The 26,981-nt window shown below is 49.2% G+C and carries 23 protein-coding genes, 1 tRNA gene and 3 pseudogenes; 18 read left to right on the forward strand and 9 right to left on the reverse strand.

Annotation, left to right across the window (positions count from 1 at the left end):
• Positions 1 to 143 precede the first annotated feature (143 nt).
• The 4 genes and pseudogenes from surE to ACUTQ5_RS20060 all read left to right on the forward strand — a co-directional run.
• A complete protein-coding gene (surE, locus tag ACUTQ5_RS20045; protein ID WP_445652670.1) occupies positions 144 to 1,013 on the forward strand; it encodes a 5'/3'-nucleotidase SurE in 870 nt (289 codons plus the stop codon).
• A gap of 139 nt (positions 1,014 to 1,152) precedes the next feature.
• Entirely contained in the window at positions 1,153 to 3,018 is a 1,866-nt protein-coding gene (gene bglF / locus ACUTQ5_RS20050) for a PTS beta-glucoside transporter subunit IIABC (protein ID WP_445652671.1), read from the forward strand.
• A gap of 17 nt (positions 3,019 to 3,035) precedes the next feature.
• Entirely contained in the window at positions 3,036 to 4,433 is a 1,398-nt protein-coding gene (locus tag ACUTQ5_RS20055; RefSeq protein ID WP_445652672.1) for a glycoside hydrolase family 1 protein, read from the forward strand.
• Positions 4,434 to 4,524: 91 nt separating this feature from the next.
• Positions 4,525 to 4,704: pseudogene (locus tag ACUTQ5_RS20060) on the forward strand (ATP-binding protein); the annotation flags it as partial.
• Between the two features lie 605 nt (positions 4,705 to 5,309).
• Here the strand turns inward: ACUTQ5_RS20060 and ACUTQ5_RS20065 are convergent.
• From ACUTQ5_RS20065 to ACUTQ5_RS20080, 4 genes and pseudogenes are all read right to left on the reverse strand, one after another.
• Positions 5,310 to 6,047, reverse strand: coding sequence for a S1C family serine protease (locus tag ACUTQ5_RS20065; protein WP_445652718.1), 738 nt, complete (start codon positions 6,045 to 6,047; stop codon positions 5,310 to 5,312).
• Positions 6,030 to 6,335, reverse strand: a pseudogene (locus ACUTQ5_RS20070) (IS6 family transposase); the annotation flags it as partial. The gene ACUTQ5_RS20065 and the pseudogene ACUTQ5_RS20070, both read right to left, overlap by 18 nt.
• 410 nt (positions 6,336 to 6,745) lie before the next feature.
• Entirely contained in the window at positions 6,746 to 7,201 is a 456-nt protein-coding gene (locus tag ACUTQ5_RS20075) for a hypothetical protein (RefSeq protein WP_445652673.1), read from the reverse strand.
• Positions 7,191 to 8,009 (reverse strand): winged helix-turn-helix domain-containing protein, encoded by an 819-nt coding sequence (locus ACUTQ5_RS20080; protein ID WP_445652674.1) that lies wholly within the window; start codon positions 8,007 to 8,009, stop codon positions 7,191 to 7,193. Before ACUTQ5_RS20080 ends, ACUTQ5_RS20075 begins: the two co-directional genes overlap by 11 nt.
• 337 nt (positions 8,010 to 8,346) lie before the next feature.
• Here ACUTQ5_RS20080 and ACUTQ5_RS20085 point away from each other — a divergent pair, with 337 nt between their 5' ends.
• The 14 genes from ACUTQ5_RS20085 to ACUTQ5_RS20150 all read left to right on the forward strand — a co-directional run bounded on the left by ACUTQ5_RS20085 (position 8,347) and on the right by ACUTQ5_RS20150 (position 23,378).
• Complete coding sequence (locus tag ACUTQ5_RS20085; protein WP_445652675.1) at positions 8,347 to 8,760, forward strand: winged helix-turn-helix domain-containing protein; 414 nt, start codon at positions 8,347 to 8,349, stop codon at positions 8,758 to 8,760.
• A gap of 2,457 nt (positions 8,761 to 11,217) precedes the next feature.
• Positions 11,218 to 11,763 carry a fimbrial protein gene (locus ACUTQ5_RS20090; RefSeq protein ID WP_445652676.1) on the forward strand — a complete coding sequence of 182 codons (546 nt, stop codon included), beginning with the start codon at positions 11,218 to 11,220 and terminating at the stop codon, positions 11,761 to 11,763.
• 86 nt (positions 11,764 to 11,849) lie between these two features.
• Positions 11,850 to 12,392, forward strand: coding sequence for a fimbrial protein (locus ACUTQ5_RS20095; protein ID WP_445652677.1), 543 nt, complete (start codon positions 11,850 to 11,852; stop codon positions 12,390 to 12,392).
• 59 nt (positions 12,393 to 12,451) lie between these two features.
• Positions 12,452 to 15,016, forward strand: coding sequence for an outer membrane usher protein (locus tag ACUTQ5_RS20100; RefSeq protein ID WP_445652678.1), 2,565 nt, complete (start codon positions 12,452 to 12,454; stop codon positions 15,014 to 15,016).
• A gap of 122 nt (positions 15,017 to 15,138) precedes the next feature.
• Positions 15,139 to 15,891, forward strand: coding sequence for a fimbria/pilus periplasmic chaperone (locus ACUTQ5_RS20105; protein ID WP_445652679.1), 753 nt, complete (start codon positions 15,139 to 15,141; stop codon positions 15,889 to 15,891).
• Positions 15,892 to 15,949: 58 nt separating this feature from the next.
• Positions 15,950 to 16,579, forward strand: a complete 630-nt coding sequence (locus ACUTQ5_RS20110; RefSeq protein WP_445652680.1) for a fimbrial protein — start codon at positions 15,950 to 15,952, stop codon at positions 16,577 to 16,579.
• A gap of 7 nt (positions 16,580 to 16,586) precedes the next feature.
• On the forward strand, positions 16,587 to 17,084 hold the full coding sequence (locus ACUTQ5_RS20115; protein WP_445652681.1) for a fimbrial protein: 498 nt from the start codon (positions 16,587 to 16,589) through the stop codon (positions 17,082 to 17,084).
• 13 nt (positions 17,085 to 17,097) lie between these two features.
• Positions 17,098 to 17,592 carry a fimbrial protein gene (locus ACUTQ5_RS20120; RefSeq protein WP_445652682.1) on the forward strand — a complete coding sequence of 165 codons (495 nt, stop codon included), beginning with the start codon at positions 17,098 to 17,100 and terminating at the stop codon, positions 17,590 to 17,592.
• A gap of 10 nt (positions 17,593 to 17,602) precedes the next feature.
• Positions 17,603 to 18,175, forward strand: a complete 573-nt coding sequence (locus tag ACUTQ5_RS20125; protein ID WP_445652683.1) for a fimbrial protein — start codon at positions 17,603 to 17,605, stop codon at positions 18,173 to 18,175.
• 457 nt (positions 18,176 to 18,632) lie between these two features.
• Positions 18,633 to 19,019, forward strand: coding sequence for a hypothetical protein (locus ACUTQ5_RS20130; protein ID WP_445652684.1), 387 nt, complete (start codon positions 18,633 to 18,635; stop codon positions 19,017 to 19,019).
• Positions 19,020 to 19,578: 559 nt separating this feature from the next.
• Entirely contained in the window at positions 19,579 to 19,965 is a 387-nt protein-coding gene (locus ACUTQ5_RS20135; RefSeq protein ID WP_445652685.1) for a hypothetical protein, read from the forward strand.
• 239 nt (positions 19,966 to 20,204) lie between these two features.
• Entirely contained in the window at positions 20,205 to 20,885 is a 681-nt protein-coding gene (locus ACUTQ5_RS20140; protein ID WP_445652686.1) for a hypothetical protein, read from the forward strand.
• 262 nt (positions 20,886 to 21,147) lie between these two features.
• The gene (locus ACUTQ5_RS20145; protein WP_445652687.1) at positions 21,148 to 22,785 is read left to right on the forward strand and encodes a Wzy polymerase domain-containing protein; all 1,638 of its coding nucleotides are present in this window, start codon (positions 21,148 to 21,150) and stop codon (positions 22,783 to 22,785) included.
• Entirely contained in the window at positions 22,782 to 23,378 is a 597-nt protein-coding gene (locus ACUTQ5_RS20150) for a LuxR C-terminal-related transcriptional regulator (protein ID WP_445652688.1), read from the forward strand. Before ACUTQ5_RS20145 ends, ACUTQ5_RS20150 begins: the two co-directional genes overlap by 4 nt.
• A gap of 168 nt (positions 23,379 to 23,546) precedes the next feature.
• On the opposite strand, the pseudogene ACUTQ5_RS20155 reads toward ACUTQ5_RS20150, so the two are convergent.
• The 5 genes and pseudogenes from ACUTQ5_RS20155 to cutA all read right to left on the reverse strand — a co-directional run.
• A pseudogene (locus tag ACUTQ5_RS20155) lies at positions 23,547 to 23,846 on the reverse strand (integrase arm-type DNA-binding domain-containing protein); the annotation flags it as partial.
• A gap of 196 nt (positions 23,847 to 24,042) precedes the next feature.
• Positions 24,043 to 24,118 (reverse strand) — tRNA-Phe (locus tag ACUTQ5_RS20160).
• Between the two features lie 159 nt (positions 24,119 to 24,277).
• Positions 24,278 to 24,853 (reverse strand): division control transcriptional repressor DicD, encoded by a 576-nt coding sequence (gene dicD / locus ACUTQ5_RS20165; protein WP_445652689.1) that lies wholly within the window; start codon positions 24,851 to 24,853, stop codon positions 24,278 to 24,280.
• Between the two features lie 40 nt (positions 24,854 to 24,893).
• Entirely contained in the window at positions 24,894 to 26,600 is a 1,707-nt protein-coding gene (locus ACUTQ5_RS20170) for a protein-disulfide reductase DsbD (protein ID WP_445652690.1), read from the reverse strand.
• Positions 26,576 to 26,899 carry a divalent cation tolerance protein CutA gene (gene cutA, locus ACUTQ5_RS20175; protein ID WP_445652691.1) on the reverse strand — a complete coding sequence of 108 codons (324 nt, stop codon included), beginning with the start codon at positions 26,897 to 26,899 and terminating at the stop codon, positions 26,576 to 26,578. The genes ACUTQ5_RS20170 and cutA overlap by 25 nt, the downstream gene beginning before the upstream one ends.
• Positions 26,900 to 26,981 lie beyond the last annotated feature (82 nt).

Genomic DNA, 26,981 nt, shown 5'->3' on the forward strand with positions numbered 1-26,981 from the left:
GGCGTATTTTCGTTCCCATCCTGGGGTTGTTACTGAAAACAGGCAAAACCTAAGATACTTGTTGCAGCAATATTGCGTGCAGGTGTCTTAGGTTTTTTTTTGCCCCTCATTCAGGCCCTGGCCATCAGACTCAAGGAGCACTCATGAAAACCAAAACCTTCGCCCTCGCACTGCTTTCTGCCTTTGCTTTCACGGCACAGGCAGCACCGTTGAAGATTCTGATCGTCAATGACGACGGTTGTGAATCTTCGGGCAGCACCTCGCTGCAGGATAAGCTGGCGGCTAAAGGCTATGACGTCTGGATGGTCGCCCCGTCCACCAATCAGAGCGGCATAGGCTCTGCTATCACCTTTAAAACCGGAAAGCTTTTCGATGTTAAGAAGGTTGGCGAGAAGCGCTATTGCTTCCCCGGTACGCCGGCTGACGCTGTGGATTTCGGCCTGTGGGGCGTGCTGAAGGATACGCCGCCGGATCTGGTTATTTCAGGCGTCAATGATGGCCCGAACACCGGTATGATGCAGGTGAATTCCGGCACCGTCAGTGCTGCTGTCCGTGCTGTGCGTTACGGTTTTCCGGCGATCGCAGCCAGCATCGGCTATATCTTCACCGAAGAGGAAATGAAGAATAAGTGGCCGAGCACACATAAATACTGGCCGGACTCCGTTGACTATGTCGTCAGCATGGTCGACACGCTTAACGCTAAGCATACGCCGGGGACGTCCGTGCTGCCCAAAGGGTCCGGGCTTAGCATTAATTATCCGGCGCTGGCGAAGGCCGACATCAAGGGGGTGCACTACATCAGCAACGAAGCGTTCCCCATTCCACAGATTGGTTATGAACTGACGGCGGACGGCAAAGCGAAGCAGACCATTAATCCGGCAGCGTTGGTACCGGCTGAGAACGATACGGATTCCGGCTGGCTCAACAAGGGGTATATCACCTATACCCTTTTTGATGGTATGTGGGACGCCCCGCAGTTTCGGGCACAGTATGAAGCGTTGTTGGGTCAGTAAGAGTACCGGCTTACCCAGCATGAGCCGTATGGAATAAGGATTGTCACTGCATTTGCAGGCAAAACCTGATGTGCCGTCCTGCCAGTCAGGCCCGGCACTCAGGTTTTTTTGTGCCTCGGTACAGATAACAGGAATGAATATGAAATACGCTGAATTGGCCGGTGACATTCTCCGTCACGTCGGCGGTCGGGAAAACATCAACAACTTGGTGCACTGTGCAACCCGATTGCGCTTCAAACTGAATGACAGCAGTAAGGCGGATGCGGAAGGCCTGAAAGAAAATCCTGAGATTATCATGGTGGTTGAAAGCGGCGGTCAGTTTCAGGTGGTGGTCGGCAACCATGTTCACGATGTTTGGCTGGCCGTGTGTCAGGCCGCGGGCCTCAGTGATGACGCTCCGGCTCAGAAAGCAAAAAGTGAAGATAAAAACGGGATGGTGGCGACATTCATCGATGTGGTTTCCGGCATTTTTACGCCGTTTCTCGGGGTGTTGGCGGCTTGCGGGATCTTAAAGGGCTTTCTTGCCCTCAGCGCGGTAGGCGGTTGGCTGGAGGAGAGCAGCGGTACCTGGCGCATTTTGTTTGCCGCCAGCGACGCGCTGTTCTACTTCCTGCCGCTCGTGCTTGGTTATACCGCCGGTAAAAAGTTTGGCGGTAATCCTTTCTTAACCATGATCATTGGCGGTGCATTGGTACACCCGATGATGCTTGAGGCTTTCCAGGCCAGCACCAACGGTGCGACCGAAACCTTCTTTGGGATTCCGGTGGTGTTTATCAATTATACCTCGTCGGTGATCCCGGTAATTTGTGCGGCCTGGTTCTGTTGCTGGCTTGAACGCCAGTGCAACAAGGTAATGCCATCGGCGGTGAAGAATTTCTTTACCCCGCTGGTGTGTATTGCGCTTACTGTGCCGCTGACTTTCCTTGTCATTGGGCCTCTGGCCACCGGGTTAGGCGAGTTGTTAGCCGCCGGATTTCAAATAGTTTACAAATTCGCGCCCTGGTTGGCGGGCGGCATTCTTGGCGCGCTATGGCAGGTTTGCGTGATTTTCGGCGTGCATTGGGGATTGATCCCACTGATGATGAACAACATGGCGGTACTCGGCCATGATCCGATGTTGGTGATCCTGCTGCCGGCCGTGTTTGGTCAGGTGGGGGCTACGCTGGGGGTGTTCCTGAAAACTCGTGATGTGCGCCTCAAAGCACTGGCCGGTTCAGGCTCCATTGCCGGGATCTTCGGTGTTACCGAACCGGCGGTTTATGGCGTTACCCTGCCGTACCGCTGGCCGTTTATCTTCGGTTGTATCGGCGGTGCTCTCGGTGGGGCGATTGTCGGTTTCAGCCTGAGTCAGGTCTACTCCTTCGGCCTGGCGAGTATTTTCACCCTCGCGCAGATCATTCCTCCTTCCGGCCTTGATGCCTCGGTATGGGGCGCGATTATCGGCGTAGCCATATCGTTTATCCTTGCCTGCCTGTTGACTCTCATCGCCGGGGTGCCGGGGGCTGAGGTCGTTCCTGAAACGAAAGCGGCGGTAGTTCCCGTGGCTGGTGAAGAAGACATTCTGGCACCGCTGAGCGGTGTCACCATCCCCCTTGAGGATGTGCCGGATCCGACTTTCGCCAGCGGCGTGATGGGGGGCGGGGCGGCGATTATCCCTTCTGAAGGGCGTGTGATCGCGCCATTTCATGGAGAAGTCGCTTCGCTGTTTACCACCCGTCATGCCATCGGTTTGCTGAGCGATAGCGGCATTGAGGTATTGATTCATGTCGGTATCGATACGGTGAAACTCAATGGCGAGCATTTTAATGCCTACGTCAAAGAGGGTGACAAGATCCGGCCCGGCGATCTGCTGATTGCTTTCGATCGCGACGCGATTCTTCTTGAGGGCTATGACCTGAGCACGCCGATTATCATCAGTAACAGCGAAGATTTCACAGGAATAGAGCAGAAGCATACCACTCCCTACGTTCAGGCGGGTGGACCATTCCTACATATTAATCGCTGAAGTTTAAGGAGAGAGAAATGAGCAAAACGTTTCCTGACGGTTTTTTATGGGGGGGCGCCCTGGCGGCTAACCAGGTTGAAGGCGCATGGGTAGAAGGGGGGAAGGGGGTATCGACCTCTGACATGCAGCCGAACGGTATTTTCGGCGGCGTGGTGGCGAGGAGGCCTGGCGATCGCAGTATCAAAGATGTCGCTATTGATTTTTACCACCGCTATCCGGAGGATATCGCCCTTTTTTCCGAGATGGGGTTTACCTGCCTGCGGGTCTCTATTGCCTGGACCCGCATTTTCCCGCAAGGGGATGAGCTGGAGCCGAATGAAGCGGGCCTTGCCTGGTACGATGCGCTGTTTGATGAATTAGCCCACCATAATATTCAGCCCATGGTGACGTTATCACACTACGAAATGCCGTGGGGATTGGTGGAAAATTACGGTGGCTGGGGAAACCGGAAACTTATCACTTTTTTTGAACGCTATGCCCGAACTGTCTTCACCCGCTATCGCGATAAGGTGAAACTGTGGCTGACCTTTAATGAAATCAATATGTCGCTGCATGCGCCGTTGACGGGGGTTGGCCTGCAGGAAGGCTGCACGATGGAAGATATTTACCAGGCTATCCATCATCAGCTGGTTGCCAGTGGTATGGCCGTGAAAGCTTGCCACGAGATTATTCCCGACGCGAAGATAGGCAACATGTTGCTCGGTGGCCTGATGTATCCGCTCTCCTGCAAACCTGATGATGTCTTTGCTACCCTGCAGGAGAACCGTACTTGGCTCTTTTTCGGCGATGTTCAGTGCCGCGGGGAATATCCGGGCTATATGCGGCGTTATTTCCGCGACAACGGCATCGTGTTGCAGATGGAACCCGCGGATGATGAGGCGCTGAGCCATACCGTCGACTTTATCTCCTTTAGTTACTACATGACCGGCTGCGTTACCGCCGATCCTGAACTGGTGGAAAAACTGCGCGGTAATATCCTTGATATGGTGCCGAACCCGCATCTTGAGAGCTCTGAGTGGGGGTGGCAAATTGATCCGCTTGGCCTGCGCACGCTGCTCAACGTGTTGTGGGATCGCTACCAAAAGCCCTTGTTTATCGTCGAAAACGGCCTTGGCGCACAGGATAAGCCTGATGCCGACGGCCACATTCACGATGATTACCGTATCAGCTATATCAACGATCATCTGGTTCAGGCGCGGGAAGCGATCGACGATGGCGTGGAGCTGATGGGGTATACCGCATGGGGGCCGATTGATTTGATCAGCGCCTCGAAAGCCGAAGTGAACAAACGTTACGGCTTTATCTACGTCGATTTGCAACAGGACGGCTCCGGCACCCTGGATCGCCGCCATAAAGAGAGCTTCTATTGGTATCAGGGCGTCATCGCCAGTCACGGCGCTTCGCTGAAACCCTGATCTTAACGCGACGACGTGGCTCCGCCAGGGGCTGCGTTTTTGCATGTCGCGACGGTAGGTATCCCGCATCACCATACATTCACAGTCAGAGATCTTCCGGCATAAGGGGGAACTTAGAGGCTATCTGAGTCGCATCATTCACAAGCCGCGGTTACTGGCTGTTGATGAGCGCGGCTATCTCCCGTTTGGTAAGGAAGAGGCCAACTTGTTCTTTCAAGTTGTCGCAAGGCGCTATGAGTCAGGCAGCCTGGCGTTGACCAGTAACCTGCCAATGAGGTGAGGCTATCGGATGTCTGAAAGATTATTTGAAACGGTAACCCGAGCCAAGGTATGTTTACATGATGAGGCGGAGGGTACAACGCCTCCGTGATGATCCCGGGTTTGTGCCGCACTATCCGAATCGGGCTGTCGTTGAAGGGACTGGTTGGCTATATTGCCGATCCTGCTGCATTACACTACCTGCAAAACTAGGAATATGCCGACAGCGAAGCGGCCGGATAAACCGATTTACCTTGCCGTCTGGCCTTTTTAACCGAGCCCATTTTCATTAATAAATAACAACGTAAACAAAATACCCGAACTAAAAGCCAACGCCATTAGGGCGAACCAATCGTGCATATGTATTCTCTTTGCTAAAAAAAGCCCTGAGACCGCAAGGTCACTCAGGGCAAACGGGTTGGGAGCAGCTATCTTTGGGTACTGGTACTTTGCCAGTGTTAAAATTGTAGTGGGGTAAAAATGGTTCGCAACCGCTTGGATATAAAGACGTTATAGCATCGTAAAATGAGATGATTACCGAGAGATCTGTTGGAGAGGGCAATGATGGCGACAGGTTGCTGCAAAGAAGCGCAGTGAGATTTTCCCCTTTTCAAAGGCCTAAGCGTAGGCATGTGCCATAGCGTCAACAGACGGCGGTACGCTGTTGAGAGACCCGGGCCTGGTACTTCTGGTTGAAGGTGCCAGGCGATTGTCTAAGAGCGTGCATTTTTCCACCACGACGTTTTTGGTCAACAGGCTGCCTTCCCGCTCGACTGTGAGGGATAAGGTGCTTCCAGGGGGGCGATCTGCGATGAGATCTAACGCTTGTTGCACGTGGGTGATTGGCTGACCCGTCAGGGTCGTTAATAAATCCCCTTCCTGAATCCCCGTGTTGTCAGCGACTCCTGATGGGTTGACCTTGAGTACACGAGCCAGGGCGGTCACTGTCCCATCGGGCGCGGGGCGAATGCCCTCAGCGACGTCGAGGCCGAGACATCCACGGATGATCGTGCTGTCTCTCAGGAGTTTTTTCATGATGCTGTTCACCAGGGGCGTGGGTAAGGCAAAACCCAAACCATTGATCCCTTGCGTTCCCGGGATGCGAGCCAGATTTAGGGTGGTTAACCCCACCATTTCGCCGGCCGTGTTGAGCAGCAGTCCGCCGGAATTTCCCTTATTAATCGAGGCGTCCGTTTGAATAGAACTCTGTCGGCTAATGCGGTCCACGGCGCTGATAATACCTTGTGTGGCCGATCCCAACAGGTTATAGGGATTACCGATGGCGAGAGCCACATCCCCGATGGCCGCGTGCGAGGACAGGGTAATGGAAGCGCTCTTTTTCCCTGCAGTACCCACCGTGCGGTAGAGATACTTCCACTGGCCTTTGACTTTGATGTAGGTTTCATCCATTCGCCACCACCGACCTACGGTGCGCTTGTGTCGGCGAAAAACCTTATCCAGTAGCGGCACCAAGCGGATAACCCAACGATGCAACGTGGAATGGTCAACGACAATACCGCGCTCTGCCATCATCTCTTCGAGGTTTCGCAGACTCAGTGCATAGGCAAGGTACCAGCGGATACACCGAGCCATAATATCGACGGGATAATGTAGGCGACTGAAAGCGTTTCGAATGAGAGACATAGGCAGGTAATAACATCAAAAAACAACATTTTATCTAACAACACCTTAATGCGACAGAGCCCCTAAACCCGTATCCAGTTTTAGTTGACCGTTACACTTTGGGACCGGCTATCTATTAGATTACTCGCAGAAGGCAGACAGATTTTTTATCAAACCATTTTATCTGCGTTCCTTGACGTTTATATTTTTCCCAGCAATGCTCATCCCTTCTCGGGCCGAAGACATAGTTGCAATAGGCCCCTTCATATTCTAAAAAAATTGGCCCACACGTTAAACAATATATTTCCCATCGCACCACTTTTTTCCCTGACCTAAAAGATTCTGATACGGAAAAACCACGCAGGGCAATTTTTTGGAAGCAGAGAGATACACTACAACATGCCCTGTCTGAATGCTCTTATTATTAAAGATCAATCTTTTTTACAGAGTATCGGCGTTTCAATCGGTAATGAAAGCATATATTCACTATTTTCTAATTCTTTTATTTTTATTTTTATTTTATCGTACTGTAATACTTTGAATGTGGCTGAAATCTCAGAGCTTCGCTCTCCCAGCTGTATAGAGTAATAGTTACCCTCTTTTTTGTAGGTTAAGTTGACTATGCCGTCAACTAATTTTGATGGCTCATTCGGACATGAATAATTACCCAAAACTATCATGTAGCCTTTTTGGTTCCCTTGCATAGACAGGAAAAAATCAAATTCACTGGTCATGTCATAACCTTTGCAAATTCTGGTAGCCATTACGGTTTTCAATTTCGCACGACATTCAAAGCTGTGATCATTCTCTTTTTCTTTCCAGATTAAATAAATTGGGTAAAGAGCAACCGATGCTAATAAAATATATAATAAGAATTTAATTTTCATTTGGAATGTTCTTTTTTTCATAAATTTTGAAATTTACACAAGGGGATTTACTTTGCGGCTCGCAAAAGCTGATTGCATAGTTCACAACGGGATCACCAACAAAATCAACTCTATCATTAACGAAGTAATAGGCATTGATTTTGTTTTTGCAGTTCAAACCTGATTTATCAGCAAGTAGTTTTATTTTTTTTATGGCTTCATTTTTCTCGGAATCACTCATGTTATGATTAATTGAATAAAATTGGCACTGTTGATTTCTGAAAATCGTTGTCTTCTCAATTTCAGGAGTGAAATCTTTGTAAATTGAATAGGAAATGAATGCGATAAAAGAAATTAATGCTGTTATTATTAATTCATTCTTTTTAGGTGGCCTGAATGCAATGAACGCCTTGATTTTTTTATTTATATTCAGTGGTGATGAAGAGTTTTTTTTCCCTTTATTGCTTTGTTCTTCATTTTCTTCTAGTGGGTTTTTATTTTCAAGGTCTTCAATGATATCTGCGTTAAATGAAAAACCGTACTTGGGAATTGTAGTGAGAACATCATGACAATTGCATAGCGCCAGAGATTTTCTCAGCATGGAAACGTAGTTGCTTAAATTATTGCTTGAGGAACTCAATCCTCTTTTTTCCCATATTTCGTTTAAAATGTCTTCCCTGCTTAATGATTTTCCGTTGCTTTGGATGAAAAATGATAAAAGTTCGTTAGTGATACGGGGCAGTGTAATCATGTCGATACTGTTATCGATAACGAGTAGTGTACCGTCGGAAGAATTATATTTCACAATGTCATTAATGATGTATCTCATGAGTCCTCTAGGATAGGATAATTATTGAATTAGACGTTTTTTGTTTTATTAAAGATTTTTTTATTTTAAAGTTTTATATTTATCTATGATTTTCGGTAATAAAAGCCACCTTGGATTTATTAAAATACGAAAATTAAATGCGATGGTAACTTAGCTGCGGGCTATAGCATGCAAGTTGATATGGCTATTTTTTGGTGTTTAAATCTAATTTAATTTATTCAACAGAATTAAAATATATTAAACTTTGATTTTTAAATATAAATGGCTGCGTTGTTTTCTTGGTGTTAGGATTAATTAATTATTTTTGGCGAATTCGACATTATGGAAACGTGACCTTATGAAATATTGTTTTAATATTAAAATAAAAACAAAAAGTGGTATTTTTATTTTAACTCAGAGTAAGTTAATCATTGATGGCGGTAAGCAAGAGGTGGTTTTGAGTAAGAATCAGAAAAAATTATTTCTTTGTTTATTGAATGATATAAATGATAAGAAAGAAATAATAAATAAAATATGGCCTAATATAGACTGTAAATTGGCGGATAATAACTACTCTCAGTTGATATGTAGAACTCGTGTTTTATTATCAAAAAATGAATTTCCACCTAATGTGATTGTTACTATTCCTAGGTATGGCGTTTGCCTTAATAGGCGCTTAGTTGTAGAGGAAAGCTTAAGACATGGCGGATCAATAAGTATGTTAAACGATCATGCTATTCTCTTAAGTAAGATGCCTAGAGATTGTAAATAGTGAAACCCATCAGTGGTGTGTTGACGATTTAGGTTCTGTTACCAGCTCAACATTACGACGCTAAGAGGATAATTTCGATACGCGGTTTTGGTGTGACAAGGTAAGTGTGTGTTGGCTTGCTTAGGTTGAAGTACTAATGTGTTTGTGGTATGTCACGTTCTGGCTCCAGTATTTTCAGCATAAAATTACGATTTTAAAATCTGCCTCATTATTCAGTTGGAACAACTCATCAAGGTTTCTCGTTTAGTCGTTAACGTGCTTTTTCCTACCCCGCGTCATTTTCTTTAACGTGTATAAAAAACCTCCTATCTCATCGTGTCCCTTATTAATTTAAACTCTATGATTCCTTCAGTGTTTAATGGGTAGGATGCTAGATCACATGCTTTGGATAAAGCTACCGCATGTTTCTCTGCAAGAAAGAAATTGATATTTTAAACAATGATAAGACGATTTCGTATTGTATTTTATAATACAGAACTAATTTATTAATTAAAATGTGAAAAATTGAATTATATGAAATTCACAATAAATCTCTAATAGACCGTTAATAATGTAACTAATGCGGGTAAAGTAACTATTATTTAATTAATTAAAAGTGTTAATGACCAAATTTATGGTTTTTACGATATTAAAGTTATTAAATGACCTGATTTGCGATACAATCTAGGTTGTGGAGGGGTGGGAAACCCATTGGTTCATCCCTTGGTGGGCTTGATTTTTTGTATGCAAGGAGGTTCTGCCGATATCAAGATAATGGACCCGGCTGTTGAGCGAGTTAGCTCCCTTGACTCATATTTTATTATTCCCAAAAGTATGAGAGAGGAAAGAAAGCATGCAATTCCTGAAACTTTTAAACTTATCAGTCCAGTATTGATTTGACTAAAGTTTTCGACAAAATTCTGGGCGATAAAATTACGCATCGTTATACCGCGTTAGATACTCCTAATGCATTAGTGTTGGATTTTACGGTGCGGTAGTGAGAGGTTATGTATTATTTTTCTTTAGGAATGGGGGGCAGGGGAAATGAAGATTAATAAGAAGGCTGTCAACAGTCATAAAAGAATAGTTATAAATAAGTTAAGTTTTAGTCGGATGGCTGAAGCTCACAAATGGTTTGTTAATAATCTCATGATAATTGAGAAATAATGGTAATGTTTTTAATCTAATCACGCCACTATTATATAATTTCGGGTTTTCTTAGCCTTTTGGGCTAGTGCCTGTGTTTATAATTAATGGTTAATTTTGTCAGAGATATAATTTATTATGGTGTCACGGATGATGTTTGCAGAAATTATCATGATATTTATTTTTTCTTTTATTGGGGTTTTTAGTTTCTATAAGCATATTAAAATGCGTCGTAGTCGGCGTATTTTAAAACCGAAGGAAAGGCATAGGGGGTTTTAGCTAGAATTTCTTTATGGGAGCAGGAGGTATGAAATCGAGTGGCAGTAGAGGGTGTGTTTAATCACTGCTCTTTTTTATAATATGCTTCGATACATTGATACATTGATACATTGATACATTGATACATTGATACATTGATACATTGATACATTGATACATTGATAAGGTGAAATCTGCTGGGTTCTTATCTTCTTTGCCAAAGCCAGTAAAACAAAGGGAGTTATATGAAATGGCCATTATTTTTACTATTTTCTGTCCTGTTATCAGGCTGTACGGGACCATTAGGGGGGAGTTGGGGTTTTATTCCGCAAAGTACTGATGTCTGTCCCCAGGGAAAAAATATGGCAACAGGAGAGTGTCGTTGAGGTGCGAATCCTGAAGCCCTGGTGGGTGGCAACCTGCAATAAATTAATTTTTAACCATCTCTATTATCTTTCCGTAAAAATAGCAGGCGCTAAATATTGGGTTTTACTTGGCCTGCGAAGCTGATCAGATTGGCGTTTTGTCCATAGAGATGGTTACTCTCATTGTTCTTTACTCTCTCATACATCTCAATTTTATTATTTTCCCAATGCTATTGATGTTAATGGTGAAATGTATTTCGCTGTTAATGATCTTTGTCTATTTTTAAACCTCTATATACACTGGTTCTAGTGCCTTCACCGCAATTCAATTTTTCAAATCCCAGTTGAGCTTTAATCTTAACAAGATTTTTTAGTAAAAAAATTAACATGGGGATTTTTTTACCCTATATATAGGGTTATTTCTTATATTTTTATGTTTTTATATTTATCAATTATGATCATTGTTTGTTTTTATTGATGTTTTTGGGATTAAATTTTATTAAAATATTAATTTTGGAATAAAAATCTATATAGTTTGTTTTTTGCGATATAAATAACTAATTTATTTTTTTTTATGTAAAGTGTTTTCCATCGCAACAACGGTGAAAAAGTGTATGTGGTTGGGTTTTCATACTGGTTTGTTGTGTGTGCTACGTAAATACTAATGCTAAGTACGTAGGGAAGCTAAATTTACTTAATAGGAAATAACATGAAACTGAACAAAATCATGATGGCTGCTGTAATTGTTTTTGGTGCTTCTTCTTTGGCTAACGCTGCAGTGAAAGATCAAGGCCACGGAACCATTACTTTTACTGGTTCTATCATTGATGCACCGTGCTCCATTACCCCTGAGTCTGTGGATCAGACTGTTGATCTGGGTCAGATATCTAATGTAGCTCTTAAAGACGGTGGTAAATCAAAACCACGTCAGTTCCAAATTGCCTTGGAAAACTGTGAATTAGTTAGTACTGGTGCTGGCAAAAACAACACAGTATCTCTGACCTTCACCGGCATGGAATCTGCTGCCGGTAACGGCCTGTTGGGTATTACAGGTACCGCACAAGGCGCGAGTATTGCTATTACTGATGGCTCTGGTCAAGTGATTGAACTGGGGAAAGCAACCAAGACCCAGACTTTGCAGAACGGTAACAACACCTTGGGCTTCGCCGCTTACCTGCAAGGTGATAATGCATCTGCTGGTGTTATTCCGGGTGACTTCCAATCCATTGCTGACTTTACCCTGGCTTACCAGTAATTGATTATTTGGGGATAATATCTCCTGCATGCGGGGAAACCCGCATGCTATTTTCACACGGAAGTTTCCGGATTAAGGATAAATCAATGAAACGCTGTGTATTTTACCTTGTATATCCTTTCATATTGCTCGTGCTGTTAATTATAAAAGTGCAAGCAGTTCAGCAGACCCAGGGGTGGGGGCGCGTCAATATGAAAGGGGCCATTATTGATACTGCATGTGCCATTGCTGCTGGGAGCCGAGAGCAGGTCATAGATATGGATACGGTACCAATGGGGGATATTATGCGTGACGGTCAGGGAACGGCCAGATCTTTTAGCGTGGACTTAATTAATTGCGCATTGACCCGCCCAGACCCAACATTACCGGATTGGCGTTACTTTCAGGTGACCTTTGATGGTGATGCTGACGGTGCCTTATTTGGCGTTAGTGGTGAGGCGAAAGGAATTGCACTGGAAATTACCGATAGCCATGGAAATAAAGCCGAGCCTGGGGAACCATTGCCCATAGGGGGGTTAACGCCTGGCACGATGAAACTCGATTATACGATGAGGCTTGTCTCTAATAGTCAGGTGCTAAAGTCTGGCGCCTATACCTCTGCTGTGCGCTTTAAATTGGATTATTACTGATAGCGAAAAATGATGATTGGCAGGTGTTATTCCTTATAAAAATTTAAAGGTTTATGGCTATGGTGTTTTCTCCTACAGGGAAGTTTTTTCGTCTTAAGGCATTGGGGTTAAGTGTTTCTCTTGCGATGGGGAGTACCTGTTTATATGCCGCAGAAGACATCCAGTTCAATATGGATATCTTGGATGTGAATGACAGAAAAAATATCGATTTGAGCCAATTCTCGCGCAGTGGTTATATTATGCCAGGAACCTATAACCTGACGGTGCATATCAATAAAAATGAGTTACCGGAAGAGAATATCAATTTTTATGCCCCTGAAGATGATCCCAAAGGCAGTGTGGCCTGTTTGTCACCTGAGTTGGTCGGGCAACTGGGGTTAAAGCCGGATGCCATGAAAACGTTGACCTGGTGGCGTCAGGATAGCTGTTTGAATATTGACAGCCTGAAGGGCATGGAAGTACGTACGGATCTGGCCACCTCAGCACTGTACTTGAGTGTTCCCCAGGCCTATCTGGAGTATTCGTCGCCGGACTGGGATCCACCTTCCCGCTGGGATGAAGGTATTCCGGGGTTGTTGTTTGACTATAACGTCAATGCCCAGACTCAGTATCAGCAGCGTGACAGCAGCCGTGAGTACAGCATCAGTGGTAACGGAACGGCAGGGGCCAATATGGGCGCTTGGCGTCTGCGAGCGGACTGGCAGGGGAATATGGCTCACCAGACCGGAACCGGGCAGGGCGAAATAAAGAAACTAGAATGGAGCCGTTATTACGCCTACCGCGCGATACCTGCGTTGCGCTCCAGGTTGCTGTTAGGAGAGAGCTCACTGGATTCAGGCATGTTCGAGAGCTTCCGGTTTACCGGTGCGAGCTTAGTGTCGGATGACAATATGTTGCCGCCGAATCTGCGTGGTTATGCTCCGGAAGTGGTGGGCATTGCCAAGACGAATGCCAAAGTGATCATCAGCCAGCAGGGGCGGGTGTTGTACGAAACGCAGGTCGCGGTCGGGCCGTTTCGTATCCAGGATATCAACGATGCGGTATCCGGTGAGTTGAACGTTCGGGTGGAAGAGCAGGATGGCGGTGTGCAGGAATTCACCATGAACACGGCCAACATTCCTTACCTGACGCGCCCTGGCTCAGTGCGCTTCAAGCTAGCGACAGGCAAACCGTCTGACTGGCAGCACCGTTCCCGCGGGCCGATGTTTGGTAGCGGGGAGTTCTCCTGGGGGATAAGCAACGGTTGGTCGCTGTACGGTGGTGCCCTGATGGGGGGCGATTATAACGCACTGTCAGTGGGGCTCGGCCGTGACTTACTGGTCTTCGGTGCATTGTCTTTTGACGCGACTCAGTCGCGTGCCCGAATTCCATCGGAAGATGGGACGCTTAGCGGGGGGTCGTATCGGGTGAGCTATTCGAAGACCTTTGAAGAGCTAGACAGTCAGGTGACGTTCGCCGGCTATCGGTTCTCGGAAGAGGACTTTATGAGCATGAGCGAATACCTGGATGCGCGTTATTACGGGAGTCGGGTGGGAGGTAATAAGGAGATGTACACCATCACCTTCAACAAACAGTTCCGTGACCTGGGACTCAGTACTTACCTGGACTACTTCCATCAGACTTATTGGGATCGTCCGGCCAATGAACGATACGCCCTGACGATGTCGCGCTACTTTGATATCGGCCGATTTAAAAATTTGAGTGTGTCGATGTCGGCATATCGCAACAAATATAACAGCGCCAATGATGATGGCATGTACCTGTCTCTGTCGATGCCGTGGGGCAATGGTGCCAATGTCAGCTACAACACCACGGTGAATCGTAACGATACCACTCACCGGATGAGCTATTACGACCGGATTGACGAGAGCGATAACTACCAGTTGGCGGCGGGTACGTCACGCAGTGGCGTAAGCCTAAGCGGGTATTACAACCACGAGGGTGATATAGCCCGCGTGAGTACCAATGCCAGCTACCAGGAAGGTCGTTACAGTGCGGTCGGTTTCTCCGCCCAGGGGGGGGCGACTCTGACGCCGGAGGGCGGTGCACTACACCGGAATGGGATGGCTGGCGGGACACGCCTGCTGCTTGATACCGAGGGCGTGGCCGGCGTACCCGTCCGCGGCTATGGCGCGACCTCGCAGACCAATGCGTGGGGCAAAGCCGTGGTGGCGGATGTGAACAGCTACTACCGCAATAAGGCGAGCATTGATCTGAACAAACTGGGGGACAACGCCGAGGCCACCAAGTCGGTGGTGCAGGCCACCCTGACGGAAGGGGCGATTGGTTACCGCAAGTTTGGAGTGATTGCTGGCGAAAAAGCGATGGCCGTCATCAAGCTAGCTGATGGCAGTACCCCACCGTTCGGCGCCACGGTAATGAACAGTCGCAAGCAAGAAACCGGGATTGTCAACGACGGCGGCAGTGTGTACCTGAGCGGGATTAACGCGGGTGACCGTATGACGGTGCACTGGAATGGAGCGGTGCAGTGTGAGGTTCGCCTACCAGCCCTGCTGCCTGCGGACATGATGAGCAGTCTGCTGTTGCCGTGTATACCCGCTGCTGAGGCGGTGGTTTCTGATGCCCTGCCGACCGACAAGCCTGTGGAGGATAGGGCACCGTAGAAACGACTTACAACAGAACACGAGGCTGCGCCGTAAAAGAAACGGCATAGGCGGCCAATGCGCCACCTCGAGATGAACCGGAGACGATTAACCTCATGATGAATTTTGGAGTAAAGAAGAACATGCGTATTAACACCCTAAAGACGACGGCGGTTGCCATCACCCTGCTGGGAACCTTGGTTAGTCTGCAGGCTCAGGCGGCCATTGCTCTCGACCGTACCCGCGTGATTTTTGACGGCGACCAGAAATCGGTGAGCCTGAATATCAGCAATCAGAACAAGCAATTACCGTACCTGGCACAGGGTTGGCTGGAAGATGATAAGGGTAACAAAATTCAGAGCCCGTTAGCGGTGTTGCCACCGGTACAACGTGTTGAACCGGGCAAGCCGAGCCAGGTGAAAATCCAAGCGTTGCCGATGCTCAAACAGTTTCCACAGGATCGCGAGACGCTGTTTTATTTTAACCTGCGTGAAATTCCGCCGAAGAGTGACAAGCCGAATACGCTGCAGATTGCGCTGCAAACGCGCATCAAATTGTTCTACCGTCCGGCAGGCATTGCCCTGCAGAAGAATGCTGCGCCGGCACAAGAGCAACTGACGCTGAGTAAGCAGGGTGACAAGTATGTGGTGAACAACCCAACGCCGTACTACGTGACCATTGTGGACGCGAGCAGCAAGAAAGATACGGCAGGGGCGAAAAACTTTGAGCCATTCATGGTGCCGCCGAAAGGTAACGCTCCGCTAACTGTGAGCGCTGCCAGCGTGGGCAATGCGCCGGTGCTGACTTACATCAACGACTATGGCGGCCGACCACAACTGAGTTTCAGTTGCAGTGGCAGTCGCTGTCAGGTGGTGCTGGATAAGAAGGCATCGTAAAGGCCTCCTGAAGCATCACGCCGTTAAGTCGGAAAACAGAATGTCGGGAGAACAGAATATGGCAGGGAAGACAGGTAAAAAGTGGAAGTCGGCATTCTGGCGCAGTGGACTGATTTACTGCGGGCCCGGATGGGTACTGGCCATGATGGTTTTTTCACCGTCATTACAGGCGGCGGATAATTGGGCAGTTGATGGGGCCAACGGCACGCTGTATGTGCGGGGGGCGTTGACCGAGAGCGCCTGCCGCCTGGAAATGAGCAGTGCGCACCAGGCTATCTGGCTAGGTGAAACCGGTACGGCACGTCTGGATACACTGGGTGCGCAGGGAACCCCTGTGGCTTTTGAACTGCGGTTAAAAGATTGTCTGCGTACGCCAGCCAGCCAGCGTGATGTGCGTACCGGTGCGCTAACTTGGGCACCCAATCAACCGTCAGTGAGCGTGAGTTTCCGGGCACCGTCCGACATGGACAACCCTCAGTTGGTGAAGGTGCGGGGCGTCTTTGGTTTAGGTTTGCGCCTGCTGGATAGCACTGGGCGGGATGTGCGTCTTGGCAGCCGCGGTGAGCCGTTGTTTTTGACGCCGGGTCAGAGCAGTCTGACTTACACCGTCACACCCGAGCGCACTTCGGCACCTCTGGTGGCTGGGTCTTACCGCGCCGCCGTGGATTTTCAGCTGAATTATGACTGAGGTTGATATGAAAGGACGCGCAACGATGCAACAACGGACATGCCTGGCGCTGGCAACGCTGTGCGCTGTCATGCCGTTGCTGGCCGGCGCTGCGGCAACGAGCACGGTAACCATCAAGGTGAAGGTGGTACAGAAGCCGTGCACCATTAATGCGGGCAAACCGATTGAGGTGGATTTCGGCGAGGTAATGACGACCCAGGTAGACGGCAACAATTACCGGACACGGGTGAATTACACCTTGAAATGCAACTCGTCGCCCTGGGTGAAACTGCAGGTGAAAGGAACGGGGGCTGCATTTGACACTAAGCTGTTGCAAACCACCAAGGCGGGGTTGGGTATTCAAATGCAACTGGGTAGCAATTTATTGCCTGTGAATAGCTGGCGGAACTTCTACGGCGGCTTCAAAGAACCGGACTTATGGGTTGTGCCAGTCAAACAGAGTGGAGTCACCCTCAGTGGGGGTGAATTCACTGCGGGAGCCACGATGCTCGTGGACTACCAGTAGCATGAGGCAGTGCATGAACAACACAATGATTTGCTATGCCTGTCTCTTGGTCGTCCAGGTGATGATAAATTCACCGGTTATGGCTGAGGGGGAGGTGAGGATACGCGGAACGTTGATAGAGCCGCCGCCCTGTACCATCAATGATGGCAATAGGGTTGACGTGGACTTCGGGGAGCGGGTGGGTATCAGCAAAGTGAACGGGGTTAACTACCGCCAAGCGATGAACTACCAGATAACCTGTGGCGGCTCTGCCAATGGCGGTGGGGCATTGAAGTTGAGCTTAAGCGGCACGTCGGCGGCGTTTGACAAAGAGGCGCTGCTGAGCAGCAAGACGGATTTTGGGATCCGGGTTTACCGAAATGATGTCCCGTTCACACCCGGCAGTACGTTGGTGATTAATCCCCAGGCGCCGCCGCGACTGGAGGCAGTCCCTGTCAAGCGCCTGGGGGCAACCCTCGCAGAGGGGACGTTCGAGGCCTGGGCAACGTTACGCGCCGAGTATGACTGAGGAGAGAGTCATGAAAGATACCATGGAGACGCGTCCTCTGTATCACGAAATCTGGGGGCTTGCCTCAGCGCTGTTGCTGCTCATCGGAGGAATGTCATCATCGGCACAGGCTGCCAATGATGACAAGAACCTACACTTTTACGGTGCACTGGTGGCGGAACCATGCGTTATTTTGCCGGGTGATGAAGAGGTGCAGCTGGATTTTGGCACCATTATAGATAAATACCTGTATCTGAATACTCGTACAGGGGGGCAGCAAGTTGAGATAAATCTGGCGGAGTGCGATCTGTCGTTGGGGAAATCGGTAAAGGTGACGTTCAAAGGGACGGAGAACCTGGCCTTACCCGGTTTATTGGCCATTGATGGGAGCAGTACGGCGACAGGAATAGGGATAGGGCTTGAGACGTTGGGGGCAAGACCTTTGCCTGTCAATAAAGAGAGCGGTGAATATCCGTTGCAGAAAGGCAGCAACCAAATCACCTTTAAGGCTTATGTTAAAGGGGAACCCCAGGCTATTACTAAAAAAACGATAGGGCTGGGTTATTTTAGTGCCGTGGCTACCGTAAATCTGGAGTATCAGTAAAATGACGCGTTTCCTCTATTTTATTATTGCCTTGAGCTGGCCGGTTTCGTACTCACATGCCATACAATGGCCATTCGTATCTAATCCAAGCATAACATCTTGTAAGAATACGACAGCGAGCTCCTGTGTGGCTAACGTTAATTATTATCATAGTGGAACTGTCATGCAAGAAATTGGCATGCCAATAGGTAATCCAAGAATTAATTCAACAGATATATTAGCGTACGGGGTCCACTGTAATGATGGCGAGGCTGCCAAAGGCCGTCCGTATACAAATTGTTACTGGACAACTCATGGCCATGCTCCACAGATGACAGGATTCTGTAGGCTTCGAACTCCAGGGAAATGGGAGCTGGATAATAATTCGACCTGTCAAACGGCCTCATCATGGGGGGAGCACACAGGGGCTGCTCCTGGTGGCGAGTGTGTCTTGTTCGGGCAATTGATTGGGCCACTTATGTCGACGACGCTCAGCACACCTTTAGGGGACAGGGATGCCCTGACCGTAGCGAATGCTGGCAATAGCTTTTGTGTGAAACCACTGGCGCCAAGTGTTACATGTGCCATCAACCTCCCTTCAGAAATCGATCATGGTGTTATTTCCGAGGGCGAGGCTGGGTTTAGCCGAAGGTTCATCGATGGCGCGGTGGATTGTGGGGGAAACCCCGTGGTTGCAGTGATAGGACGTTCTGATATTGAATTAGCCACTGGGGTGTCTGTTAAGGTTTCTGCCTCGATGATATCCAGAAATCAGGTACGTGTACAATCCGATATGGATATTAAATCTAATGCCGCTCCTGGGGAGTATTCTGCATCGGTTGTCATAGCAGTTTCTCCGTATTGATTTTTATCGAATTGAATTTTTATCTGAGTTGGTAACTATTTGGGTGAATTTAGTTTTTCTTTAATGAACTTCAACCTGGTGCGTGAATAAAATGATTCGTTTTATCTATATAATTATAACCTTGGCTTGGTCAATTCAATATTCTAACGCCATGCAGTGGCCATCCATATCCAATCCAATAATAACATCGTGTAAAAATTCAGACAATGGTGATTGTTCAATCTCTGTTTACTATGCCCATGATGGGACAGTCATGCAGGAAATAGGTGAGCCGATAACTAGGCCAATATCTGGTGAATTAAAGATAGCAGCATACGGTATCCATTGTGAGAGGGGAGATCAGTCCAGAGGAGTGCGATATGAGGGATGCTATTGGGCGGGAGGGTATACTGGTCACGCGCCAATGACCGAGTATTCAGTTTGTAATCTCCAAACTGTAGACGGATGGCAACTGAGTAGTTCTTCGACCTGTAAATCGTATTTAGCATGGGGGGAGCACTCAGGGGCTGCTCCTGGTGGCGAGTGCGTCTTGTTCGGGCAATTGACTGGGTCGCAATTAGTGTCGACGACTCTCAGTACACCGTTAGGCGTCTTGGATGCCACTGTTGTCGCGAATGCCGGTAATGCTTATTGTGTGAAAGCATTACCGCCTAATGTTAAATGTGAAATTAACCTGCCGTCAGAAATCGATCATGGTGTTATTTTCGAGGGCGAGGCTGGGTTTAGCCGAAGGTTTATCGATGGTGTAGTGGATTGTGGGCGGGCACCGGTAGTTGCGGTGGTAGGGCGTTCTGATATTGAATTAGCCACTGGGGTGTCTGTTAAGGTTTCTGCCTCGATGATGTCCAATACTCAACTACGTGTACAATCCGATATGGATATTAAATCTAATGCCGCTCCTGGGGAGTATTTTGCATCGGTTGTCATAGCAGTTTCTCCGTATTGATTTTTCATCGGAATGCATTTTTTTTGTTTTTTTTTGTCGGATTTTTCCTGATTTAATTAAAATTAAAAAGAGGGTGGTTTATGCGGTTAATATATATTATTATGCTTTTTTTATCACCTGTTAAATATTCACAGGCCATACAATGGCCTTTCATTTCCAATCCAAAAATAATATCTTGTAGCGCTACCGAGGCTGGGCAATGCGCAAGTCACGTTTATACCACTCATGGTGGGACGGTCATGCAGGAAATCGGTGCGCCGATAGGTAAACCAGGGGGTTATGCACTAGATATAGTGCCAGTTGGAGTTCACTGTGATAAAGGGGATATATCCAGAGGTATTCCGTATGAGGGATGCATGTGGGTGCCTTATAGTTATGTTTCTCATTCGCCACTCAGCGTGGGGCCTTGTCGTCTCCAATCGCTAGAAGAATGGAAGCTGAGCGATGACTCAACCTGTACAACGACGTTATCATGGGGGCCACACGAAGGGGCTTCTGCCGGTGGCGAGTGTGTCTTGTTTGGGCAAAAAATGTCTGGGTCTAAGTTTTTCACGGCATTAGGCGTCATGGATGCCACTACTGTCGCGAATGCGGGTAATGCTTTTTGTGTGAAAGCGTTACCGCCTGATGTTAAATGCGAAATTAACCTGCCGTCAGAAATCGATCATGGTGTCCTTTACTCGAACGAGGGCGGATTTAGCCGAAGGTTTATCGATGGTGTAGTGGATTGTGGGCGGGCACCGGTAGTTGCGGTGGTAGGGCGTTCTAATATTGAATTAGCCACTGGAGTGTCTGTTAAGGTTTCTGCCTCGATGATGTCCAACACTCAACTACGTGTACAATCTGATATGGATGTTAAATCTTATGCCCCTGCTGGGGAGTATTCAGCCTCTGTTATCATATCGGTTTCACCGTATTGAGTTGTCTTCTAAATGAAAACATTATGCCTATATAAATATATATTCTATAAATTATAAAAATTCCCATCTCCATTGGTATTGGTTTTTTTGTGCGGGTTTTATTAGTCATCTTAAACCTGACGACCATCATTTCATTAAAAGGACTATACCAATGATAAAGGGTGTTTCCTCTCTTTTGTTTTTTTGGGCTGCCACTGTATTCTGTGGGGGGTACTATATCATTAATAACGGCACGTCAGGGCTTTCAATTCCGCTTAATAATATGGTTTGGGGTGTAATGGCCGTGCTGGTTTTATTTATTAGCGTTCGTGTCGCCCCAGATAAATATCGTGTGACGACGACATCTCTGCCGTTATTTATTGCGGGCATTGTCGTACTGACCATTCCGCTGTTGTATGCCTCTCCTGCCGGGTTACTCCGTGCTGACTGGCGGGTTGCGGGGCTGGTGGCTGGCGCTGTGTTTTACTCCACCTGGCTGCAGGTGCGCCTGTCACGTCTGCAGCGTCAGGGCGTGTTGTTTATCGTACTACTGGCCGTGTCCGGCCAGGCAGTGCTGGCGTTGGTACAGTTGTTTGCCCCCGCATGGGCCTGGGTGCCAATGAAGGCGGGAAGCCGTGTGTACGGGATTTTCCAGCAGCCTAACGTGCTGGCAAGTTTTATGGCCACTGGACTGGCGCTGGCGCTGATGCTGTTTCTGTTGCCGGGTTTTGCCCTGGTGCGGGCGCGGTATGAGCACTGTCGCCAGGCATATTTGGGCGTGTTGTTGTTGGTGTTACCGATGCTGCTGGTCTGGATCCAGTCCCGCGTCGGCTGGCTGGGAGGCGGGCTGGTAGCTTTGCTGTTTCTCTGGCGTTTTAACGCGCGCTTTCCCGCTCGCTGTAAGCAAGCCACAGTTCTGTTAGGCGCGGGGGTACTGATAGGGCTGATCGGCATGTTGGCGGCAGGCCCGGAGGACGGGCTGCGCTACCTTAACCACGAGGCCTCCAACCATGCGCGTTGGACCATGCTTCACGACACCTTGCGAATGATCGCAGAGAAGCCCTGGTTAGGCTGGGGTTATGGCAGCTTTGAGTACAATTTCCTGCATTTTCGCATCAACCTGCAACCGCCAACGGTAGTGAGTGAAATCGCCAATCATCCGCATAACGAGATTTTACTGTGGTGGGTTGAAGGCGGTCTGGTGGCACTGCTGGGGATAGGGTTGATTATGTTGGGCTGTGTGCGACTGGTGCTGCGTGTCTGGCGCTGGGATGCGGGGGCCTTTGAGGCTGGTCGGCGTGGTGCGGGTGAAGCCAGCGGCCTGTGTCTGGTGCTATTGCCTATGGCATTACATACCCAGCTGGAGTACCCGTTTTACCTGTCGGCGCTGCACTTCATGGTGTTTCTGATGGTGCTGGCGATGCTGGAACGCCAGGTCAGCGGTGTTATGGCGAGTCGACCGCTGCCGGCCTTTTGGGGCTGGGTATTGCGGGGGGGGTTGCCGCCTGTCTCGGTCGCAATTCTATTGCTGATGGTCTCTTCTTTGCAGGGGGGACTTATTTTGACCCGCGCAGAGCGCGCTGGATTGGTGGATATGCGTGACGTGCAGGCGATGCCGACTCTGGCACGTTGGGTACATTGGGAGCGCGTACGTTTTGATGAACAGGTCAACGCGCTGCTGACTTACAACCGGACACGTGATGAGCATCTGCTTGAGCGTTACGTCCATTGGGCACAGGACTATCTCACGCGGCGTATCGACGCGAATGTGTATGCCAGCCTGATCATGATTTTGCACCATCAGCGACAAGAGGTGTCGGCTGAGCATTATCGTCAGGACGCTCGTCTGTTTTTCCCTGCGGACACCCGCTTTCAGGCGGTGATTATACCCCCTCAGATTTCGGCCCGGGAGGCCTTATGAAAAAGATCGTTACAGTGTGCATTTTGGATGAGAACCGCTTCTTTGTTCAGGGTATTCAGTTCATTTTGCTGTCTTATTTTCAACGTCGAGGACAGCGGGTGCACTTTGTCGACGAGAGGGAAGTGGCCCAGGCCAACCTGGTTTTCTGGTCCGTTCGCAAGGGCTGGCCGCTTCAGCTTTGCCTGCATGCTTGCCCTCAGTCAGCCCCGCCTGTGTACATCAGCGTACGAGCCAGTCTTGCCGACAACCACAGCGGCTGCCAGCATGAAAAGGGCAACCTCTGGCGACGTGCGCGCCCCCAAGCGGTGCTGACACTGGTCGAACAGGGGTTGCAGGCGGCGGGAGGCATCGAGGCGTCGATAGCCCTTTGTTCTTATTGCACGACACTGGCCCTGACCGAGCGCGAGCGGGACGTGATGCGCTGCTTAAGTCAGGCTATGCCGCTAAAAAGCCTGCATAGCCATTTGAACATCAGCCCAAAAACCGTCAGCAGCCATAAGCGAACCGTGATGCGCAAGCTGGGGTTCCGACGCAATACCGAATTATACCACTGGCTGAGGCTGGGTGGATTGGACCAGATAAAGGGAGCTTGATCAGTAAAAAACGTTGAATGACCACCTGGACAATTATCGCATTAATAAAACTAACTTGCGCAAAGAGTTCTAACGGGTGGCGCTCAGCAAGAATATTAAAGAATTTATTGCATCGCATAATGAGTTTTTTAGGGTGAATGTTTTATCCATGATAAGCGTTGCGTTTCACGTTAAAGCGCCAGCCATATCCACGGCAGGGTTATAGCTGATAATGCCTGACTGAGCAGCATAGCGCATGATTGCAGTGATACGTTTCTGAAGACGGGCTGCAATCTCATTTATCTCTTTAGCTTCGGCTGCTTTATAGCGAGCGTTTTCTCTTTTCCCAGAAACCGGTAGCGGAGCCGCCAGTAGCGGGAGCCGTTAGGCTGAACGAGCAAAAACATATTTGTTAGTACCGTTGTCGGCAAGTTTATAAGGCTTTTCATCCGGTTTAGCAGCTCGGATTTTAGCGTCAGTGAGCGCCATTGGCGGTATCTCCTGATAGTAAAAGGGGGTATAAATTTTATCGAATCAGACTATACCCTCAGTTGTACCCTCGCAAGGGACTTGATGCGGGTTGAAGTTGATTGAGTTGGGTAGAGTTAAGGGATTGTCGAAGTGTTGATTTGTGCGGGCTTAGAATGCAAAAACGGACCTCCGTGGAGGTCCGTTGATATGAATTTGGTGCCCGGACTCGGAATCGAACCAAGGACACGGGGATTTTCAATCCCCTGCTCTACCGACTGAGCTATCCGGGCAACGCGCAGCATTAAACCGTATTGGCCGAAGGCAGTCAATGGCTTTATGAATGAAATCAGGTAAAACGCGTCTGGTTGCTGGCTTTTCGGTCAAAGGGCGCAAAAATCGCACCGGGTTGGCCAAAATTTTGCGGCAGCGGTACACCACCGCACGATGAATTAACTTAACGCCCCGTTTCTGCGGCACTGAGCTACCTGCAAAATGTCTTCCGCCAGCCGCTTGGCGACGGAAACATCCTGTAGCTGGCGTTTTATCAGCAGTTTGCTCAGGCAACCTTCCTGAATCAGCTCCATCTGTTGTGCCACCATATCGGCGTCATCGGCATCCATTTCACGCAGTAAATCGCGGGTAAAATCCAGCGACGTCAGCTTCTGTTGCTCTGCCAATTGGTGGATAGGGTGGTCCACCTCCGGGAAAAAGCTGCAGGCAGCGATAAACAAACAGCCGGGGTAGCGGTCGTGTTTGACGTACTCTGCCAAAACGTCATAGCGCGCCAACAGTTTTTGCTGTGGGCTCAGGTTTTCGTCCAGTAGCAGCTGTCGACGCCAGGTATCAATTTGCTGACCATGGTAGCGTAGGCAGTCATACAGCAGCGCTTCACGATCCGGCCAGAACCGTTTCAGGTCGCCCGGCTGTACATCGAGTTTCTCCGCCAGCATTTCCAGTGTGGCGGTCGCCAGGCCCTGTTGTTCTAACAGCCCCAGTGCCGTATCAAGGACGTGTTCACGTTGCACTTGTGCTTCCTCCAAATTCGGTTCCGATCCTCAGTGTTATTTATTGCACCGTTTTCTGCAAATGCGCGTTGAACGTCGCGGCATCCATAAATCCGGTAACCCGTTGGCTGGTTAGCTCTTGCCCCGTGCCGTTAAAGAACAGAATAGTTGGTAATCCCAGGACTTTCAGGTGTTTAAGGAGCGCGACCTGCTCGGCATTGTTCGCCGTGACATCCGCCTGCAGCAGCACCGTGTTGGCAAGTGTGGCCCGAACACCTGTATCACTAAAGGTATACTTCTCGAACTCTTTACAGGCGACGCACCAGTCGGCGTACAGATCCAGCATCACCGACTTCCCCTTGGCCTGCTGTAGTGCCGCATTGAGCTGATCTATGTTACTGATACGCGTGAAGTTTAGGTGTTGTACCTCTGCCTGTTGTGCGCTGTTGGTGCCAAAGACCCAGTCTTGCAACGGTCGCGCAGCAATGACGGCCGCTGCCAGCAACAGTAATTGCAACGCCCGCACCCAGCCGCGGGAAGTCTTCAGGCTCAGCGCGAAGGCCCAGCCGAAGAACGCCAGGCCAAGCAGGCTCCACAACCGTAGTCCCCACACGTCACCGATCACTCGTTCCAGCAGGAATACCGGCAGCGCCAGGATCACAAACCCGAAAGCCTCTTTGACATACTGCATCCATGGGCCACTGCGTGGCAACAGACGGTTACCGAACAGAGTCACCAGCACTAGCGGGATACCCATCCCCAGTGCGTACAGATACAAGGTACCGCCGCCGGCCCACATATTGCCGCTTTGGGCAATGTACAACAGGATGGCGCTAAGCGGCGCGGTGGTACAAGGGGAGCAAATAAGCCCGGCCAGAGCGCCCATCAGGAACACGCCAGGCAGCGAACCGCCTTGTTGGGTGTTGCTCCAGCCTGCCAGCCGGGTTTGCAGCGAAGAAGGTAACTGCAGCGAATACAGACCGAACATCGACAGTGCCAGGGCGATAAACAGCACCGACAGGCCGATGAGCACATACGGATGTTGCAGCGCTGCCTGAAATTGCAAGCCGGCGGCGGCAACCACCAAACCCAGCAAGGTGTAGGTCAGCGCCATGCCCTGCACATAAACCACCGCCAGTGCCAGTATACGGCCGCTACTGTGCGGCTTTTCACGCCCAAGAATGATGCCGGAAATCAGCGGATACATCGGCAATACGCAGGGGGTGAAAGCAATACCAATGCCAATCAGCAGTGCCCATAGCGGGGAGAATGGCAGGTTGGCTGGCACCGGTTCTTCTGGCGTGCTGACTGGCAGTGTGGTTGTGGCACTTACCGCATCCAGAGGGATCACTCGCGTTTCAGGCGGGTAGCAGAAACCGGCTTCCGCGCAGCCCTGATAGGTTACGCTCAGGCTGGCGCCGTTGGCCGCCTGTTGCAGTGGAATGTTCAGTGCGAGCTGTTGCTTGAAAATAGCGACTTCACCGAAGAACTCATCCTTGTGGCTCAGTCCTTCGGGCAACGTAAAGGTGCCTAGCGTCGCCTGCTGCGGCACCAGTTTGATCTGCTGACGATAGAGGTAGTAACCGGGGCGGATTTGCCAGCTCAGGGCCAGTTGGTGGTCCTGTTGCTTAAAGTCAAAGGCGAATGCCTGATCGACGGGCACGAACTGGCTATCGCCGCTTTGGCCGAACAAAGATGCCTGAGCCGCTTGCGGTAAAAAAAACAGGCTGCAGAGCAGGAATATTACTTTAATGAGGCGTTGATCCATAACAGGTAGTCTTTATCTCCAGCCATCACCGGCAGCACCAACAGCTCGGGCGTTTGATACGGGTGATGTTGTTTCAGGGTGTTGAGCAGGGCGTCTTGATGGTGGCGGTCGCTTTTGAACAACATTTGCACTTCGTATTCCTGTTCCAGTTTCCCTTCCCAGTAATAGAGCGATGTCACACCAGGCAGCAACGTGGCGCAGGCTGCCAGCTTTTCCCCCAAAACCCGGGCTGCCAGGTCTTGCGCGGTGGCCTCATCGGGCGCAGTGCAGAGTATGACGACAGCTTCGCAATCAGACATCTTCAGCCCTCTCATCGAGATTATCAGTGAGCACTATACCTTGAAGGACGCTCGGCTAGAAGGCGAGTTTATCGCCAATGGG

This window comes from Serratia sp. NA_112.1, from assembly GCF_052691715.1.

Coding starts and splice junctions, on each gene's coding strand:
- ACUTQ5_RS20120 (WP_445652682.1), top strand. CDS start 17,098: ATGAACAACACAATGATTTGCTATGCCTGTCTCTTGGTCGTCCAGGTG.
- ACUTQ5_RS20105 (WP_445652679.1), top strand. CDS start 15,139: ATGCGTATTAACACCCTAAAGACGACGGCGGTTGCCATCACCCTGCTG.
- ACUTQ5_RS20150 (WP_445652688.1), top strand. CDS start 22,782: ATGAAAAAGATCGTTACAGTGTGCATTTTGGATGAGAACCGCTTCTTT.
- ACUTQ5_RS20110 (WP_445652680.1), top strand. CDS start 15,950: ATGGCAGGGAAGACAGGTAAAAAGTGGAAGTCGGCATTCTGGCGCAGT.
- ACUTQ5_RS20130 (WP_445652684.1), top strand. CDS start 18,633: ATGTCGACGACGCTCAGCACACCTTTAGGGGACAGGGATGCCCTGACC.
- ACUTQ5_RS20095 (WP_445652677.1), top strand. CDS start 11,850: ATGAAACGCTGTGTATTTTACCTTGTATATCCTTTCATATTGCTCGTG.
- cutA (WP_445652691.1), bottom strand. CDS start 26,899: ATGTCTGATTGCGAAGCTGTCGTCATACTCTGCACTGCGCCCGATGAG.
- ACUTQ5_RS20170 (WP_445652690.1), bottom strand. CDS start 26,600: ATGGATCAACGCCTCATTAAAGTAATATTCCTGCTCTGCAGCCTGTTT.
- ACUTQ5_RS20125 (WP_445652683.1), top strand. CDS start 17,603: ATGAAAGATACCATGGAGACGCGTCCTCTGTATCACGAAATCTGGGGG.
- ACUTQ5_RS20140 (WP_445652686.1), top strand. CDS start 20,205: ATGCAGGAAATCGGTGCGCCGATAGGTAAACCAGGGGGTTATGCACTA.
- ACUTQ5_RS20085 (WP_445652675.1), top strand. CDS start 8,347: ATGAAATATTGTTTTAATATTAAAATAAAAACAAAAAGTGGTATTTTT.
- surE (WP_445652670.1), top strand. CDS start 144: ATGAAAACCAAAACCTTCGCCCTCGCACTGCTTTCTGCCTTTGCTTTC.
- ACUTQ5_RS20080 (WP_445652674.1), bottom strand. CDS start 8,009: ATGAGATACATCATTAATGACATTGTGAAATATAATTCTTCCGACGGT.
- ACUTQ5_RS20055 (WP_445652672.1), top strand. CDS start 3,036: ATGAGCAAAACGTTTCCTGACGGTTTTTTATGGGGGGGCGCCCTGGCG.
- ACUTQ5_RS20090 (WP_445652676.1), top strand. CDS start 11,218: ATGAAACTGAACAAAATCATGATGGCTGCTGTAATTGTTTTTGGTGCT.
- ACUTQ5_RS20075 (WP_445652673.1), bottom strand. CDS start 7,201: ATGAAAATTAAATTCTTATTATATATTTTATTAGCATCGGTTGCTCTT.
- ACUTQ5_RS20145 (WP_445652687.1), top strand. CDS start 21,148: ATGGTTTGGGGTGTAATGGCCGTGCTGGTTTTATTTATTAGCGTTCGT.
- ACUTQ5_RS20100 (WP_445652678.1), top strand. CDS start 12,452: ATGGTGTTTTCTCCTACAGGGAAGTTTTTTCGTCTTAAGGCATTGGGG.
- ACUTQ5_RS20115 (WP_445652681.1), top strand. CDS start 16,587: ATGAAAGGACGCGCAACGATGCAACAACGGACATGCCTGGCGCTGGCA.
- bglF (WP_445652671.1), top strand. CDS start 1,153: ATGAAATACGCTGAATTGGCCGGTGACATTCTCCGTCACGTCGGCGGT.